Source organism: Parasphingorhabdus sp. (assembly GCF_036964565.1).
Lineage (GTDB): Bacteria > Pseudomonadota > Alphaproteobacteria > Sphingomonadales > Sphingomonadaceae > Parasphingorhabdus.
In genome coordinates this window covers 293,121-308,114 of record NZ_JBALTN010000006.1, presented here as the reverse complement: position 1 = coordinate 308,114, position 14,994 = coordinate 293,121, and the positions used below count along the sequence as shown (strand labels likewise).

At 62.2% G+C, this 14,994-nt stretch carries 15 protein-coding genes; 7 read left to right on the top strand and 8 right to left on the bottom strand.

The features are described from left to right. Positions 1 to 271 precede the first annotated feature (271 nt). Positions 272 to 709 carry an FKBP-type peptidyl-prolyl cis-trans isomerase gene (locus tag V7650_RS10910; protein WP_335656275.1) on the top strand — a complete coding sequence of 146 codons (438 nt, stop codon included), beginning with the start codon at positions 272 to 274 and terminating at the stop codon, positions 707 to 709. An 88-nt stretch (positions 710 to 797) separates the two neighbouring features. On the opposite strand, the gene V7650_RS10905 is transcribed toward V7650_RS10910, so the two are convergent. Together V7650_RS10905 and V7650_RS10900 are read right to left on the bottom strand one after the other, a co-directional pair. Next, complete coding sequence (locus V7650_RS10905) at positions 798 to 1,628, bottom strand: alpha/beta fold hydrolase (protein ID WP_335656274.1); 831 nt, start codon at positions 1,626 to 1,628, stop codon at positions 798 to 800. 39 nt (positions 1,629 to 1,667) lie between these two features. Continuing rightward, the gene (locus V7650_RS10900) at positions 1,668 to 2,471 is read right to left on the bottom strand and encodes an alpha/beta fold hydrolase (RefSeq protein WP_335656273.1); all 804 of its coding nucleotides are present in this window, start codon (positions 2,469 to 2,471) and stop codon (positions 1,668 to 1,670) included. Between the two features lie 147 nt (positions 2,472 to 2,618). Here V7650_RS10900 and V7650_RS10895 point away from each other — a divergent pair, with 147 nt between their 5' ends. Continuing rightward, complete coding sequence (locus V7650_RS10895; RefSeq protein WP_335656272.1) at positions 2,619 to 3,086, top strand: MarR family winged helix-turn-helix transcriptional regulator; 468 nt, start codon at positions 2,619 to 2,621, stop codon at positions 3,084 to 3,086. Between the two features lie 141 nt (positions 3,087 to 3,227). Beyond that, entirely contained in the window at positions 3,228 to 3,407 is a 180-nt protein-coding gene (locus V7650_RS10890; RefSeq protein ID WP_335656271.1) for a hypothetical protein, read from the top strand. 43 nt (positions 3,408 to 3,450) lie between these two features. Here the strand turns inward: V7650_RS10890 and V7650_RS10885 are convergent, their stop codons facing one another. Continuing rightward, complete coding sequence (locus tag V7650_RS10885; RefSeq protein WP_335656270.1) at positions 3,451 to 4,431, bottom strand: DUF1702 family protein; 981 nt, start codon at positions 4,429 to 4,431, stop codon at positions 3,451 to 3,453. A 210-nt stretch (positions 4,432 to 4,641) separates the two neighbouring features. On the opposite strand from V7650_RS10885, the gene V7650_RS10880 reads away from it, so the two are divergent. Then, positions 4,642 to 5,751, top strand: coding sequence for a glycosyltransferase family 4 protein (locus V7650_RS10880; RefSeq protein WP_335656269.1), 1,110 nt, complete (start codon positions 4,642 to 4,644; stop codon positions 5,749 to 5,751). A 40-nt stretch (positions 5,752 to 5,791) separates the two neighbouring features. Here V7650_RS10880 and V7650_RS10875 read toward each other — a convergent pair whose 3' ends face one another. From V7650_RS10875 to V7650_RS10860, 4 genes are read right to left on the bottom strand one after another with little or no spacing between them, the layout of a single operon-like run. Further along, positions 5,792 to 8,317, bottom strand: a complete 2,526-nt coding sequence (locus tag V7650_RS10875; RefSeq protein WP_335656268.1) for a TonB-dependent receptor — start codon at positions 8,315 to 8,317, stop codon at positions 5,792 to 5,794. 56 nt (positions 8,318 to 8,373) lie between these two features. Beyond that, complete coding sequence (locus V7650_RS10870; RefSeq protein WP_335656267.1) at positions 8,374 to 8,772, bottom strand: nuclear transport factor 2 family protein; 399 nt, start codon at positions 8,770 to 8,772, stop codon at positions 8,374 to 8,376. Then, positions 8,772 to 9,203, bottom strand: a complete 432-nt coding sequence (locus tag V7650_RS10865) for a nuclear transport factor 2 family protein (protein ID WP_335656266.1) — start codon at positions 9,201 to 9,203, stop codon at positions 8,772 to 8,774. Before V7650_RS10865 ends, V7650_RS10870 begins: the two co-directional genes overlap by 1 nt. 5 nt (positions 9,204 to 9,208) lie before the next feature. Then, positions 9,209 to 9,946 carry an aspartate/glutamate racemase family protein gene (locus V7650_RS10860; RefSeq protein WP_335656265.1) on the bottom strand — a complete coding sequence of 246 codons (738 nt, stop codon included), beginning with the start codon at positions 9,944 to 9,946 and terminating at the stop codon, positions 9,209 to 9,211. Positions 9,947 to 10,036: 90 nt separating this feature from the next. Between V7650_RS10860 and V7650_RS10855 the strand changes: the two genes are divergently transcribed. Continuing rightward, positions 10,037 to 10,738, top strand: coding sequence for a GntR family transcriptional regulator (locus V7650_RS10855; RefSeq protein ID WP_335656264.1), 702 nt, complete (start codon positions 10,037 to 10,039; stop codon positions 10,736 to 10,738). 3 nt (positions 10,739 to 10,741) lie between these two features. On the opposite strand, the gene V7650_RS10850 is transcribed toward V7650_RS10855, so the two are convergent. Then, positions 10,742 to 11,923, bottom strand: a complete 1,182-nt coding sequence (locus V7650_RS10850; protein ID WP_335656263.1) for a CaiB/BaiF CoA transferase family protein — start codon at positions 11,921 to 11,923, stop codon at positions 10,742 to 10,744. 64 nt (positions 11,924 to 11,987) lie between these two features. On the opposite strand from V7650_RS10850, the gene V7650_RS10845 reads away from it, so the two are divergent. Both V7650_RS10845 and V7650_RS10840 read left to right on the top strand, forming a co-directional pair. Further along, on the top strand, positions 11,988 to 12,908 hold the full coding sequence (locus tag V7650_RS10845) for a hydroxymethylglutaryl-CoA lyase (protein ID WP_335656262.1): 921 nt from the start codon (positions 11,988 to 11,990) through the stop codon (positions 12,906 to 12,908). 30 nt (positions 12,909 to 12,938) lie between these two features. Next, positions 12,939 to 14,993 carry a hydantoinase/oxoprolinase family protein gene (locus tag V7650_RS10840; RefSeq protein WP_335656261.1) on the top strand — a complete coding sequence of 685 codons (2,055 nt, stop codon included), beginning with the start codon at positions 12,939 to 12,941 and terminating at the stop codon, positions 14,991 to 14,993. Position 14,994 lies beyond the last annotated feature (1 nt).

Sequence of the window (14,994 nt, the reverse complement as noted above, 5' to 3'; positions counted from 1 at the left end):
CACCAGTATCGGGGTCCTGCCGCCCAGTCGGCGCAAACAGGACCCGATGGACGCCGTTCCTCCGGCCCTTGATCTCCCGATTTACAGAAGTTGCCAGGCCGCGGCAAACTGCCGGTTTTGCGGCCCGCTCGGCCGCGTCCGGCCGGCGACGGGCAAAGACTGTGTTTGACTAGCGGGCTCGCGTTTGCGACAATTGGGCCATCGCGCGTCGAGGGACGCGCTGTTTCAAGACGGTGGCAAGACGCCGTTTCCCCCTTCAGAAAGGATGAATATGCAGAATGCGAAACAAGGTCATACGGTTGTAATCGACTATTCCGTCCGGACCGGCGATGGCAGGGTCGTCGGAGATACCAAGGAATCCGGTCCCCAGGCGATCAAGCTCGGCGACGGCGCGATCTTTCCCCAGGTCGAAGCCAAGCTGGCCGACATGGCGGTTGGCGATCAGGAAACGGTCGCAATCGCGTGCGACAATGCCTTTGGTGCCCGGCGCGAAGAGATGGTCATCGATATTCCCCGCGAAAACCTGCCGCCCGAAGCAGACCCGCAGCCGGGTATGGCGCTGCAGGCGCAACAGGCCGACGGTTCCGCGGTCACGCTCTACGTCGTGGCGGTGGGTGAGCAGTCGGTGAAGGCCGACGGCAACCACCCGCTTGCCGGCGAGGACCTGTCCTTCGACGTAACGCTGCGCGAGATCAGGGACGCAGCCTAGAATCCAGAGGACGGGCGGGGCAGCTTGCGGCTGCCCCGCCCGTTGCTGTCCCTCTGGCGACAGCAAAATCGTTGGATCGGCCGCCCGCTCAGCGCTCGACAAAGGCCAGCAGGTCGGCGTTGATCGCATCGGCATTGACGGTGGCCATGCCATGCGAGAAGCCCGGATAGACCTTGAGTTCGCCCTTGCGGAGCAGGTCGATCGCCAGTTTTGCGCTGTTGTCAATCGGAACCACCTGGTCGTCATCGCCGTGCAGGATCAGGGTCGGAACCGCGATTGCGCGGAGATCCTCGGTGAAATCCGTCTCGGAAAAGGCCTTGATGCCGTCATAATGCGCCTTGGCGCTGCCCATCATGCCCTGCCGCCACCAGTTGTCGACCACTGCCGGCAGCATTTCGACGCCCGGCCGATTGAAGCCGTAGAAGGGGCCTGAAGCAAGGTCGCGGTAGAAGCTGGACCGGTCCGCGGCCAACGACGCGCGGAAGCCGTCGAACACATCCATTGGCAATCCGTTCGGATAGGCCTCCGTCTTCAGCATGATCGGCGGCACCGCGCCGATCAGCACGGCCTTCGCGACCCGGCCGGCTTCGGCCCCCGCGACATAGTGCGCGACTTCGCCGCCACCGGTGGAATGACCGATATGGACGACGTCGCGCAGATCGAGCGCTTGGACCACCGCAGCAACGTCGGCCGCATAATGATCCATGTCGTGGCCTTCGGACACCTGCGCCGACCGGCCATGGCCCCGGCGATCATGGGCGATGACCCGATAGCCCTTGCCGACGAAGAACAGAAGCTGCGCGTCCCAGTCGTCGGCGCTGAGCGGCCAACCGTGATGAAACATGATCGGAGGGGCATTCTTGGGGCCCCAGTCCTTGTAGAAAATTTCGACGCCGTCGGTGGTGGTAACATATGCCATGATATTTCTCCTTGTTGTCAGTCGTGGTGGTGGTGGTGGTCAGTTGGCCGGTTTCGCCGGCTGCGAGATCTGGCGCGCGGCACCGTCGATCACGTCAGCGACAGCTGCCGCCTGGGTGATGAAGGCGGCATGGCTGCCGGCGACTTCAACGATCGTTGCACCGATCCGGCGCGCCATGCCGTGCAGCATGCCGTCGCCGAAGGCGCGGTCGTCAGCCGGGATGATCGCCCAGCTCGGTCTGGTGCGCCACGCAGCCTTGGTCAGGCGGGTCTCGAAGGCCGCCATGTTGACGGGAATCTGTGAATCCCTCAGGAACGCTGCATCGGCGTCGTCCATGTCGGCGGCGAAGACGGACTGGAACCGGTCCGGGCGCACCACACCAAAGCCATCCGGCGTCACGTCGATGGCAAACTCGCTTGCGGCAGGATAGGCTTCATATTGCCGGGCGGTCGTCTCGCCGGCATCGGGGGCCAGGGCGGCCACATAGACGAGGCCGGCGACCTTCGGATGCGTACCCGCCTCGGTGATCACCGTCCCACCCCAGCTGTGGCCGACCAGAATGGCAGGACCAGTCTGGCGATCGAGAACGCGGGTGGTGGCTGCGACATCGTCCTGCAGCGAGGTGAGCGGGTTCTGGACGATACTGACCCGATAGCCCCGCGCGGTGAGATCGTCATAGACCCCGCGCCAACCGGACCCGTCGACAAAGGCGCCGTGCACAAGCACGACGTTGCGGACGGACGGATTGTCGGGAACGGTTTGTTCTGCCTGGCTGTGGGCTGCGGTTGCCAGGCTTGTCGCGGCAAGCGCTGCGATGGCCAGTTTGCGGGCGTGAGCAATCATGAAGCACCTCCTTTAGATAGGGCACGATTAGATCGTACACGACATATATATCGATTCGCCGTCCCGTTGTCAATCGCTTGCGATTATATCGTTTGCGATCTATATCGGGGTGACCATTCGGAACACGCAAAAGGAAAAGCCCGACCTATGGAAGAACAAGAAATCTCGTCCAGCAGCGAACTCGCTGCCTCGCTGCCGGACTTTCTCTGCTTTGCCGTCTATTCGACCAACCTGGCCTTCAGCAAGGCCTACAAGCCGCTGTTCGATGAGCTCGGTCTCACCTATCCGCAATATGCCACGCTGGTTGCCCTCAACGAGCAGAGCGACCAAACCGTGGGCGAACTGGGCGCAACGCTGTTTCTCGAGTCCAGCACGCTCACGCCGATGCTGAAGCGGCTGGAAGCATCGGGCTATGTCACCCGCCAGCGAGACACGCGCGACGAGCGCCAGGTGCGAATCAGCCTTACCCCTCAGGGCAAGGCGATTTTCGACAAGGCCTTCTGCGGCCGGGAATCGGTGATAGCGGCGACGGGACTGGATCAGGAATCCTTCGTCCGCCTGCAGCGCGACCTGATCAAATTGCGCGACCATTTGCTGGCCGCATCGAAACAGTGACTTGCCCCGCTTCTGGCAGCCGGTCCGGGACCGGTTGAACCTGACGTCGCCAACCGCGCGCGGCGCGGGGACGTGAACCTGACACCAAGGAACCTTCCCCCGGATGGCACGTTGATTCCCGTAACCAGAAAAGGAAAGATCATGCTGAAATTAGCTGCCTTCGGGGCCATGGCCTATGCCGGATATAAATATTTCCGATCGAACCCCGACCGGGGCGAGAATGACAATGCTGGCGGACCGCAAAAAAACCTGGCGGCCGTGCGGGCCAACGGCAACACGCCGGTTCAGCCGACGGTACCTATGCCTGCCGGCGGGCGCTAGCCAACCGTCCGTGAAAAGGACAGCACTGGCAAGCTAGCGAGGATCATCGCCCCGAAAAGTCCTGGGCAATGGCTACTCGCCATGCTCCATAACCGTCGGCTTGCGCTGTTTCCGACACGGTCTGGCGGATCGCTTCAACCCGTTCCGCCAGCGCTTCCGGGCTGATGCCCCATAAGGCTGCAATGGCTTCGCGCGTTTCCGGGAGGAGCGAATCGTCCTTTACCCGCGCGGTGCAGGCGATGGCCACACCGGTTGCCATATCGGCAGCGGAACCTGCGGACAGATCCCTGGCATCCAGGAAAGCCTGCGATCCCCCAGGCCCTGCATAGCATAGCGCGAGACCGACACCGGCCCAGAGGTCGGCGTGGCGGTCCACGTCCATCGCAGCAATGGTGGCGGCGGCCTTTTCGACATCGGCACCGCTGGTGAACCAGATGCCCCGCCCGGCCCCCTGGTCATAGGCGCGCGACGCATAGCCCTCCAGAACGCGCTTTGGCCCGGTGAGCGTTTTTTCCGGTTCGAAATACATGTTGTGATAGCCGAGGCCGTCATAGGCGAGCCAGCGGTAGAACGGGTCCAATTCCGCCAATATGCCCTTTTCCCGCCAGGACAGCTTCGAGATCGTCAGGCCAACGCCCGCATGCACGAGGATCGGATATTGCGCGCCGTAGAGGGCCAGGTAGCGGGGCAGCATCGGTTTGCGAAGCGGCAGGCTGTCGACCAGCGCGCAGCCCATCGCTCCACCCTCAACGAAGAAACCGCGCAGCAGGTCGGTTTCCTGCGCCATGGCGTCGGTAAACTGGTCGAACGAGCGGGCGGAAAGTGTAAGATTATAGCCGCGCAGGAAGGCCTTGCCGATCGATTCCAGTCTTTGTTCGTGGCTTTTGTCCGCCAGATCAAACCCGCGGACCCGGAATTCCACGCGCCGCGGATCGAGGGCGAGAAATTTGCGAACGAACGCCGGTGGAGGTCTGAGCCGGTCGGCCGCTTCCCCTGTTGAACGGTGTCGACTGTTCCCGCTCATCGCTGGCGCTCCCTGATTTGCTGCGTTGCTCCGCATCGCATAGCCCAATCCAGGCCGCACGGCAAAATATCTCGCGCCCTTTCGAACGCCGGAGAGGGCTGTCGAGCCGGATATTTATCTTAACCGGCCAAACCGGGGGGTGAAAATTGGATTTCTTAACCCTGTTGGCGCGATAGGTCGGTCAATCACACCGGCAACAGGGGGGAGGCAATGAAAACGATATTGGTCGTCGGCGTTCGCGGCGTTCCCGAAGTCGAGGGTGGCGTGGAAAAACATGCCGAGCGGCTGTTTCCCCTGATTGCTGATCGCGGCTGGAGGATATGCATCGCCGGGATGCGGCCGTTTCTGCAAACCGGCGAATATCGTGGCGTTGCCCTGTGGCGCGCGCCCTCGTTCGGCATCCGTCGAATCGACCGTTGGCTCTATGCCGCGGCAACCCTGTTCAAGGCGATCCGGATGCGGCCTGACATCGTCCATTTCGCGCGACTGGAATCGGCTGCCCTGCTGCTCGCCTACAAGTTGATCGGCTGCAAGACGGTGGTCCGCTATGGCGCCGACTGCGACGCCCATCCATGGACCGGGCCGAGAAAATGGGCGATGCGATGCGCGCAATATCAGTTGCGCTGGGCAGACAGCATCATTGCCCTGACGCCGGCGCTGGCCAGGAAATTGCCGCCGCCGCACAAGGGCAGAACCAACCATGTCATCGGCAATGCGCTGGACAGGCCGGAACGCCTGCAGAAAGGCGCAGGGCCTGTGATAAGCGGCGACTATATCCTGTTCGTCGGGCAGATTTCGCAGAAGAAAAATGTTCACAGCCTGATTACCGCCTTCCGGACATTTGCCAAGCGCCATCCGCAGGTGAAGCTGGTGATTGTCGGCAGGTGGGGGAGAAACGCCCGGCGGCGACAGATCAGCGCCCTCAACGATGACCGGATCGTGATGCTGGGCGCGCTGCCCCGATCGAAACTGGCGCCACTTTATCAGGGTGCGCGATTCTTTGTGAACCCTTCGATCCGCGAAGGCCATTCCAACACCCTGCTCGAGGCGATCAGCTTCGGCTGTCCGGTGCTGCTGAGCGACCTGCCCGAAAACCGCGACCTGCGGCTTGATTCCAAGCATTATTTCAATCCCGGAGACATTCACAGCATGGCCAGCGCACTGCACCGGGCCCATGCCAATCCCGACATGTTCCGGGTCGCCAGGGACCGATACCCGCAGTGGGACGCGATCGCCGACCGGACGATCCAGGTCTATGAACAGCTGTTCGCGGCAGACACCGGCCTGCCGGCTTCGCCGGCGGCGCGCTCAAGCATCTAGGCCTGACCAGCACCCCGGCGCAGGACATTCCATGCCCCCGTCAGAATTTATAGCCGACCTCGACACCGATGCGGCGGCGACTACCCGGCGATATGAAGGACCCGCCAAATTCGACCGCGGTGATCACCTCGTTGAGATATTTTCTGTCGAGCATGTTGTCGGCAAACGCGGTCACGTTCCAGTTCTCGCCCTCGAGGCCGAAGCGCAGGTCGAGAACCCCATAGGCGTCGCGCTGGGTGATCGACGTGTCATTGTCGCCGACAAAGGCCGGCAGCCCCAGCGCCGACCCCGGCAACAGGCCGCTGAACAATGTGGGGCCGGTATCGTCCTGAACCGTGTGGAACCAGGTCGGACCGGTGATCCGGTAGTCGGCGCGCATCACCAGATCGAAGCTGCTGGCAATCGGGGCAACCATCTGGGTGCCGAGGTTGATGGTATAGTCGGCGGTATGCGGCGACTTGTTGCCCACGGTATAGGGTCGCGACGCATTCTCCTTGATCTCGCTCTCGGTGAGGTTGACCGATCCGAAAATATCCCAGCCGTCGACAATTTCGGCGTTGGCGTTGAATTCAAGGCCGTAGATTTCGACCTCGTCGATATTCGAAACGACGCGGAGCAAACCGAAGGAGCCGACGAAAAACTCGAAAAACTGCATGTCGTCGACTTTGGTATAATAGCCCGCCAGATCGAAAGTGATCCTGCCATTCGCCGCCGATCCCTTGAAGCCGGCTTCAAACGCGCTGGAGGTCTCCTTGCGGTAGATATCGTTGATCAGGATATTGGTGCCGATGAACTGGTTGAAATTCTGATCGACAATGGCCGCCGAGCCCTGGTTGTTGAATCCGCCCGACTTGAAGCCGATTCCCCAGTTGGCGTAGAAGTTGAGCGTGTCGGTCAGGCCATAGCGCAGCGACAGTTTTGGCTGCAGTTCCTTGAACGTCTGCTGCTGGTCGGGGATCGCGCCAGCGGTCTGGCCCGGATTGATCGGCCCCCCGGTGATCGGGTCGAGGACCAGCGGCACGCGGTTCGACACTTCCCGTTTCTCGATATCGTAGCGCAGAGCGAGGCTGACGTCGAAATTGTCGGCGACCTCATAGTCCACCGAACCGAAGGCAGCGTAGACATTGGTATTGAAATTGTCGGAGAACAGCTGCGAGGTCGGGTTACTGCTGCTCGGATCATTGTACAGTTCGCGGATGATGCCCTGACCGAGATCCGCGCCCAGGCTGATGCCCACGTCACGGTCAATGTTCAGATAATAGGCGCCGATTTGCCAGTTGAGCGGGCCGTCGCCGTTGGAGGCAAGCCGGAGCTCCGCGCTGATGTCGGTCTGGTTGCGGATCTGATACTGGGTGCCGTCACAGGTGGCCGGGCTGTACGGGCCGAAGGTGGAGCCATTGACCGGATCGAAAATGAACGGGATCGGGTTGTTGCCGATGAAGGTCGGCGCATTGAGCGGAAAACCGGTCAGCGCCGCGGTCGACGCGAAGCAGCTGTTCGAGGCCGCGACCGAGGCCGGCGTGGCGCCCGGGAAGGTGTAGCGGGCAAAGTCCGCCGATGTGCCGTCGGCGGTCAGCGACTGGTCGACGTCGCTGTACAATGCCCAGGCGGTGAGCGTCATCGCTTCGAATTCATGGGTCAGCTTGACCGAGGTTTCAAAGGTGGTCTGGTCGTTGGTCGGCCGGATATTGGAATAATAGTTGAACGGATGATCGTTGACGTCCTCGAAAAAGGCCGGGTCGACAGCGGCAAAATTGGGCAGGTGAAAGGCGGCGTTGAAGTTGATCGAGGCGCCGGTCAGATCGGCATAGCGGGCCTTGACGTCCACTTCGGTTGCGTCACCCAGCTGGGCGACAAACCGTCCGTCGACCGACCATGTTTCCTGGTCATCAACCACCTTGGCATTGTTCAGGAAGCTGTTGCGGTAGAAACCGTCGGTGGTGTTGTAGGAGCCGGACAGCACAAGCCCCGCGCTCTCTCCCACCGGCATCGACACATAGGCCGATGCCTTGTAGGTCTGGTCCTGGGCGGCGCTGACCTTGATGCCGCCTTCCAGCGTATCGCCCGGCTTCAGCGTCTGGACGACGATCGCGCCGGCCGCGGCGTTGCGCCCGTAGAGCGCGCCCTGCGGCCCCTTCAGGATTTCGATCTGGCGCAGCGTGCCCTGGTCCTGGTTGAGCTGGGCGGTGTTGGTCTTGAGAATACCGTCGACGACCAGCGCGACCGAGCTTTCCGCGTCGCGCGCACCATTGATGCCGCGGATATTGATCTGGGTGTCGCCCGCTTCGGCGGTGCCGCTGACGATGGTGACGCCGGCGGTCAGCTGGACAAATTCGTCGGCCTGCTGGACGCCGGTGCGGTCGAGCATGTCTTCGGTGAACACGGTGACGGACGCCGGAACATCGGCGAGCAGTTCGTTCTGCCGCCGCGCGGTGACGATGATGACATCGGCGTCGTTGCTTCCGCTCGCCTCCTGTTCGCCGCCGACCTGGGCGGTTGCGGGATTGAAGCCGAGCAGCGCGGCGACGCCTGCCGATAGTGAAAGTGCTGTTTTGATGCGACGCATTTTTCTTCCTTCCCTGATGGAATGATCCGCGGGCCTTTTGACCCGTCAAATATCGGTTAAACGAGCACGTTGGCTCCGCTCATATAGACGTAGACTTCCTGAAACTTGCCGTTCAAAACTCTCCAGAAATTGGTGTTGTTGAGCAGGGTGACCCCGCCATCGGCGTCGGTCAGCTCGGCGACAAAGCTGGCGGCAATCCGGCCATTGGCTTCGTCGACGGTGCAGGTGAAGTCGCGGTGGACGATGGTCTCGTAGGCGCCGAAAAAATCCTCGAACATGCGGCGGATCTCATCCTTGCCGCTGTGCCGGGTGAAGGCGGTCTGGACACAGAAAAGCGCGCCGTCGTGGAAGCAGTCGAGCGCCGCGTCCATGTTCTTGGCATCGACATTGCCGAAATAGGTTTTCGTCGCCAGTTCGATCAGTTCTGCGCGGGAGAGGCCGGGTTCATATTGCATCAGGCGTCTCCCTCTTTCAGCAGATTGTCGCCGCTCATGTAGACGAAGACATGCTGGAACAATCGGTCCCTGCAGTAGAAGCGGTTGCAATTCTCGTAGCGCAGCTGCTCGCCGCCATTGGGGGTGATCAGCACGGTGAACTGCGAGCAGATCGCGTTGCTGTCAGGATCGGCGGTGTGGACGAAATTGCCGTGCCAGATCTGCTCGAAGTCGGCGAACAGCTTGGTGAACATCGCCTCGATCGCGTCGCGGCCCTTGTGAATCGTGTCCGAGGTCGCCTCGTGCAGGATCGCGTCGGGCGCGAAACAGTTGAGCACCTGGGTCATGTTCTTGTTGTCGACACCGTCGAAATAGCGCTTGGTGACGATGTCGATGTAGAAGGGATAGGGGAGCGCCACCTGTCCTGTCATCCCTGGAGTCCAGTCCGTCATCAATACTATCCCTTCCGGATATCCGCGTCTTTCGGCACTTCGGGAGCCGGAAATGCCTTCTTGCTGTGGGTCAGCCCGAGTTCGATCAGCGTCTCGAGAAATTTATAGGCGACCTGTCCGGGATTGAGCACCGGGATCGGCAGATGGTCGGCGAGATATCGGGCCGACTGGTGCATGGTCGTCGAACCGAGGACGATGACATCGGCCCCGTCCTCCTCGATCGCCAGCATCGCCTCTTCCTTCAGCTTGTCGAAAATCACCTCTTCCTTGCCGGCGAGCAGTTCGGTGACGTCGGGCCGGGTCTCGATGGAGCGCAGCGAGGCGACCCGTTCCCACCAGCCATATTCGGTCAGCGTCTTCTCGTAGAGCGGGAACCATTCCGGCCACATGGTCAGCACGGTGAATTTCTTGCCGAGCATCATCGCCGCGGCAAAGGCCGCCTCGCCGGGACCGACAACCGGAATATTGAGTCGCGAGCGCAGCGCGCGCAGGCCGCTGTCGCTGACCGTGTCGATCAGCACGCCGGCATAGCCCTCTTCCTCGGCCAGGATGCCGGCCTGGAACACGGTCCAGTCCATCAGCAATGTATCGTGATAGCTGTCGCCGAGCGCCGCGCCCCAGGGCACCGCAACAAATTCGGGCTGGAAGCCGGACCGGACAAAATCTGCCGGCAATTGTTGCGCGCGGGCGGCCACGCCGGCGTCATCCATCGGGATGGGGACGATGACCTTTATCCGCTTCATTGCAATATCGGTTCGGGCATGATGATGTTAAAACTCCCTCCTCTCCTTCTATTGTATACAATTGCTCTGCGTCAAGCGGAAACTGCCGCTATGCCGGATGACTTGCCCAATGCGGTTTATTCCGCCAATAGCCTGTTCATGAGCCGCGCATCCGACACCGCCTACGAAAAAATCCGCAGCTTCATCCTGTACGGTGAGGCGCGGCCGGGTATGCAATTGACCGAGGAGCGGTTGTCCGAGATTGCCGGGGTTTCGCGGACACCGGTGCGGGATGCCGTGCAACGGCTGGAGAACGAGATGCTGCTGGTGCGCAGCGCCTCCAAGCGGCTGTCCGTCGCCGACTGGTCCGACGACGAAATCGACGAAATGTTCGCGCTGCGGGCGATGCTCGAATGCCATGCCGCCGAGCGCGCGGCGCAGCGCATGGATGGGGGCGGCCTGGCTCGGTTGCGCGAGGTGAACGGCCTGCTCACCGCAGCGGTCGACAGGGCCATGCCGGATGTCGGCACCTTTCTCGAAGCCAACCGGCAATTTCACGACCTGATCCTGGAATATGCGCAGTCGCCGCGGCTGAGCAAATTGCTGCCGGCGCTGGTCGAACAGCCGGTGGTGCGGCGGACCGCCAATCAATATTCCGGCGAGGACCTGATCCAGTCTGCCAAGGATCATGACGAGCTGATCGCCGCCTTCGCGGCACGCGACCAGGACTGGGCGGGAGCGGTGATGACCAGCCACATCCGCCGCGCGTTTCACAGCTTCAGCCTGGCCACGAGGGACAGCGACGCGGCCTGACGGTCAGATGATCCCGCGGCTCTCCAGATCCGCCATGGTCTTGCTGTCCATGCCGAGCAACTCGCCGTAAATGGCTTCGTTATGGGCACCGAGCTCGGGCCCGACGCTGTCGATATGCCCCGGCGTCCTCGAAAGCTTCGGGGCGACATTCTGCATCACGAAATTGTCATGCTGCGGGTGATCGACCCTGACCAGCGCCTCGCGCGCCTGGAAATGCGGATCGGCCAGCATTTCAGGCGCCCGATAGACATTGCCGGCGGGCACGCCATGTTCCTCGCACAGGTCCAGCAGGTCCTGGCTGGCGATGTTGCGGGTCCATGCCATGATCAGCTCGTCGAGCTCGGCCTGATTCTCGCCGCGCGCGACATGGGTGGCGTAGCGCGGATCCTCACCCAGTTCCGGACGGCCCATCATCGCTGCCATCCGCTTCCAGACGCTGTCCTGGTTGCCGCCAATCAGAACGCTGCCGTCGCTGGTCGGATAGACGTTGGAGGGCGCGATTTTCGGCAGGATCGAACCGGTCCGTTCGCGGATATGGCCAGCGACCGTATATTCGGCGACGGTCGATTCCATATTGGCGAGCACCGCTTCGTAGATCGCCGAATCGACCACTTGCCCCTCGCCGGTCATGTGCCGGTGCTGCAGCGCCATAAGGGCGCCGAGGCAGGCGTAGGTGGCGGCGAGCGAATCACCGATCGACAGGCCGGCGCGGCTGGGCGGGCGGTCGGGTTCGCCCATGATATAGCGCATGCCGCCCATCGCCTCGCCGATGCCGCCATAGCCGGCGCGATGCGAATAGGGGCCGGTCTGGCCGTAACCGGACACCCGGATCATGATCAGCCCCTTGTTGATGGCGCTCAGCGTGTCGTAATCCAGACCCCATTTTTCCAGCGTGCCGGCGCGGAAATTCTCGAGCAGGAAATCGGATTTTTCGACCAGCCGCTTGACGATTGCCTGGCCTTCCTTTTCGCGCAAATTGAGCGTGATCGACTTCTTGTTGCGGCCGACAACCGAAAACCAGAGCGGGATTCCCTGCCCCCAGCTGCGCATCGCGTCGCCGACTTTCGGCGGCTCGATCTTGATCACCTCGGCGCCATGGTCGCCCATCAGCTGACCGCAGAACGGCCCCGCTATCAGCTGACCCATTTCGATCAGCCTCAATCCCGTCAACGCCCCTTGCGTCATGAAAAATACTCCCGCATCATGGTTTCTCCTATACAAAGCACCAACAGGATTGTATACAATTTATATGAGCAGCACCAATCAAGCAGCGGTCACCATACTCGAAGTCGGTCCCCGGGACGGGTTGCAGAACGAATCCGAGATCATTTCCACGGCCGACAAGCTGGGCCTGATCAGCCGCATGCTGGATGCCGGAGTCACCCGTATCGAGGTGGCCAGCTTTGTCCATCCCGGCCGCGTCCCGCAAATGGCCGATGCCGAAGCGGTGATCGCCGGACTGCCCGACCGCAAGGATGTCTCCTATATCGGCCTGTGCCTGAACAAGCGGGGCGTGCTGCGCGGCCTGGCGACGCGGGAAGGCAACAAGCGCGGCATCGACGAGGCCGGCTGCGTGGTGGTGGCGAGCGACACGTTCGGACAGAAGAATCAGGGCCAGACCATCAAGGAAGGCATAAGGGAAAATCGCGAGATGATCCGTTTTGCCAAGGCCGAGGGACTGAAGGCCCAGGTCACCATTTCGGCGGCCTTCGGCTGCCCGTTCGAGGGGTCGGTGGACCCCGAGACGGTGATGCACATTGCCGAGGAAATGGCCGCCGAGGACCCGATGGAAATCGCGCTGGCCGACACGATCGGCATTGGCGTTCCGGCGCAGGTCACCGACCTGTTTGGCCGGCTGAAGGAATTGCTGCCCGACCATATCACCATGCGCGCGCATTTTCACGATACCCGCAACACCGGCATTGCCAATGCTTGGGCCGCGTTCGAAGCCGGCGTCGAGACGCTGGATTCGAGCCTCGGCGGCCTTGGCGGCTGCCCGTTCGCGCCCAATGCCACCGGCAATATCGCGACCGAGGACCTGATCAACCTGCTCGACCGCTCCGGCGTCGGGAATGGCGTTGATCTGCGCAAGGCGATCGCCGCCAACCAGTGGTTCGCCGGCGTCATGGGGCGTCCGCTGCCATCACTGGTCGCGAGGGCCGAAGCCTGAATGACCGTTACACAACAGAAAGAGTGAACTATGGGGTATCGATTGGGTGTCGACGTCGGCGGAACTTTTACCGATCTGCTGCTGATTGACGAAGCCAGCGGGCAGACGTTCCGCGACAAGGTCCCGTCGACCCCGAGCGACCCCTCCCAGGCAGTGATCAACGGCGCCCGCGGCCTCTGCGAACGCCAGAATATCGCGCCGCAGGATATCGACCTGTTCCTGCACGGCACCACGGTGGCGACCAACGCGATGCTGGAAAAGAAGATCGCCAAGGTCGGACTGATCGTCACCGAGGGCCATCGCCACCTGATGCAGATTGCCCGCAGCCTGGTGCCGGGCGGCCTCGCCGCCTGGATCATCTGGCCCAAGCCGGAACCGATGGCGGCGCTGCAGCGGACGATCGAGGCACCCGAGCGGATGGATGCGAAGGGTAACACCGTTCGTGAACTGGACGAGGCCGAGATGCGCAAGCGGCTGGAAATATTGAAGGCATCGGAAGAAGTGGAGGCGCTGACCATCTGCCTGATGAACAGCTATGTCGACGGCCGGCACGAAAAAGCGGTCGCCGCGATCTGCGCGGAAGTCTTTCCCGATATCCCGATTTCGATTTCCTCCGACATCCTGCCGGAGATGCAGGAATATGAGCGCGCGCTGACCACCGTCGCCAACAGCGCCGTCCGTCCGGCAGTCGCCCGCTATGTCGGCAATCTGGAAAAGGAACTGGCGTCATGGGGCACCAGGGCCAAGCTCAACCTGCTGCGCTCCGACGGCGGCCTGATGTCGGCCGAGAAAAGCGCGGAAGCGCCGGTCAACCTGCTGATGTCCGGGCCGGCCGGCGGCGTTGCCGGTGCGGTCTGGGTGGCTAAAAGCGCCAATGTGAAAAATGTCCTGACCCTCGACATGGGCGGCACTTCGACCGACGTGGCGCTGATCGAAAATGGTTCGGCGCGGTTGCAGCGGGAAACCTCGGTTGGCGATCTCAATGTCCGCGCCTCGTCGATTGACGTCAAGACGGTTGGCGCCGGTGGCGGCTCGATCGCCTTCGTCCCCGAACTGACCAAGGCGCTGCGGGTCGGGCCGGAAAGCGCCGGCGCCGTGCCCGGACCGGTGGCTTATGGCAAGGGCGGCGAGCTGCCGACCGTGACCGACGCCAATGTCGTGCTTGGCTATCTACCCGAATCCTTGCTTGGCGGCAGCTTCACGCTCGACCGCGAGGGGGCCCAGAACGCCGTGCAGACGATTGCCGATGCGCTCGGCATCGAGCTGATGGAGGCGGCGGCCGGGATCATCGATATCGTCAACGAGAACATGTTCGGCGCGCTGCGGCTGGTGTCGGTGCAGCAGGGCTATGACCCGCGCGAATTCGCGCTGATGGGCTTCGGCGGCGCCGGACCGCTGCACGCCAACGCGATGGGCAAGCTGATGAACAGCTGGCCGGTGATCATCCCGCCCTCGCCTGGCGTGCTCTGCGCTTATGGCGACGCCACCACGAGGCAGCGGGTCGAGACCCAGCGCAGCTTCAACGAGATGGTACAGAACACCAGCGACAGCGAGCTGACCAGCTATCTCGACAGTCTCGGCGCGCAGGTGAAGCAGGAGCTGGAAATCGAAGGGGTTGCCCCGGGGGATATCGAACTGCTCTACGAGATCGATATCCGCTATGCCGGGCAGGCCTTCGAAATCCCGCTGTCGGTGGAACCGGAGGGCCTGTCGATCGGGAGCCTGATCACGCGCTTCGATACCGAGCACGAGCGATTGTTCACCTTCAACCTCGACGAGACGCCGCACGAGATCGTCAATGTCCGCGCCGTGGCGCTGGGCAAGTCGGCCGACGTTGCGCCGCCGGTGATCGAAAAGGGCGATACCGACCCGTCGGGCGCAAAGACCCGCGATCACCAGCTCTACATGGACGGCAGGATGCAGGATGCGGTGATCTATGACCGGGCGCTGCTGAAGGCCGGGAACCGCATTGCCGGGCCGGCAATCGTCACCGAAATGGACAGCACCACGCTGGTGCACAGCGGCTGCGAGGCGCTGGTCGACGCGCACGGCAACCTGATCATCAACCTGTCGGAAGGAGCGTAAC

Excerpts from the sequence above, each read along its gene's own strand:
- V7650_RS10910 (WP_335656275.1), top strand. The coding sequence starts at position 272 with ATGCAGAATGCGAAACAAGGTCATACGGTTGTAATCGACTATTCCGTC.
- V7650_RS10905 (WP_335656274.1), bottom strand. The coding sequence starts at position 1,628 with ATGGCATATGTTACCACCACCGACGGCGTCGAAATTTTCTACAAGGAC.
- V7650_RS10900 (WP_335656273.1), bottom strand. The coding sequence starts at position 2,471 with ATGATTGCTCACGCCCGCAAACTGGCCATCGCAGCGCTTGCCGCGACA.
- V7650_RS10895 (WP_335656272.1), top strand. The coding sequence starts at position 2,619 with ATGGAAGAACAAGAAATCTCGTCCAGCAGCGAACTCGCTGCCTCGCTG.
- V7650_RS10890 (WP_335656271.1), top strand. The coding sequence starts at position 3,228 with ATGCTGAAATTAGCTGCCTTCGGGGCCATGGCCTATGCCGGATATAAA.
- V7650_RS10885 (WP_335656270.1), bottom strand. The coding sequence starts at position 4,431 with ATGAGCGGGAACAGTCGACACCGTTCAACAGGGGAAGCGGCCGACCGG.
- V7650_RS10880 (WP_335656269.1), top strand. The coding sequence starts at position 4,642 with ATGAAAACGATATTGGTCGTCGGCGTTCGCGGCGTTCCCGAAGTCGAG.
- V7650_RS10875 (WP_335656268.1), bottom strand. The coding sequence starts at position 8,317 with ATGCGTCGCATCAAAACAGCACTTTCACTATCGGCAGGCGTCGCCGCG.
- V7650_RS10870 (WP_335656267.1), bottom strand. The coding sequence starts at position 8,772 with ATGCAATATGAACCCGGCCTCTCCCGCGCAGAACTGATCGAACTGGCG.
- V7650_RS10865 (WP_335656266.1), bottom strand. The coding sequence starts at position 9,203 with ATGACGGACTGGACTCCAGGGATGACAGGACAGGTGGCGCTCCCCTAT.
- V7650_RS10860 (WP_335656265.1), bottom strand. The coding sequence starts at position 9,946 with ATGAAGCGGATAAAGGTCATCGTCCCCATCCCGATGGATGACGCCGGC.
- V7650_RS10855 (WP_335656264.1), top strand. The coding sequence starts at position 10,037 with ATGCCGGATGACTTGCCCAATGCGGTTTATTCCGCCAATAGCCTGTTC.
- V7650_RS10850 (WP_335656263.1), bottom strand. The coding sequence starts at position 11,923 with ATGACGCAAGGGGCGTTGACGGGATTGAGGCTGATCGAAATGGGTCAG.
- V7650_RS10845 (WP_335656262.1), top strand. The coding sequence starts at position 11,988 with ATGAGCAGCACCAATCAAGCAGCGGTCACCATACTCGAAGTCGGTCCC.
- V7650_RS10840 (WP_335656261.1), top strand. The coding sequence starts at position 12,939 with ATGGGGTATCGATTGGGTGTCGACGTCGGCGGAACTTTTACCGATCTG.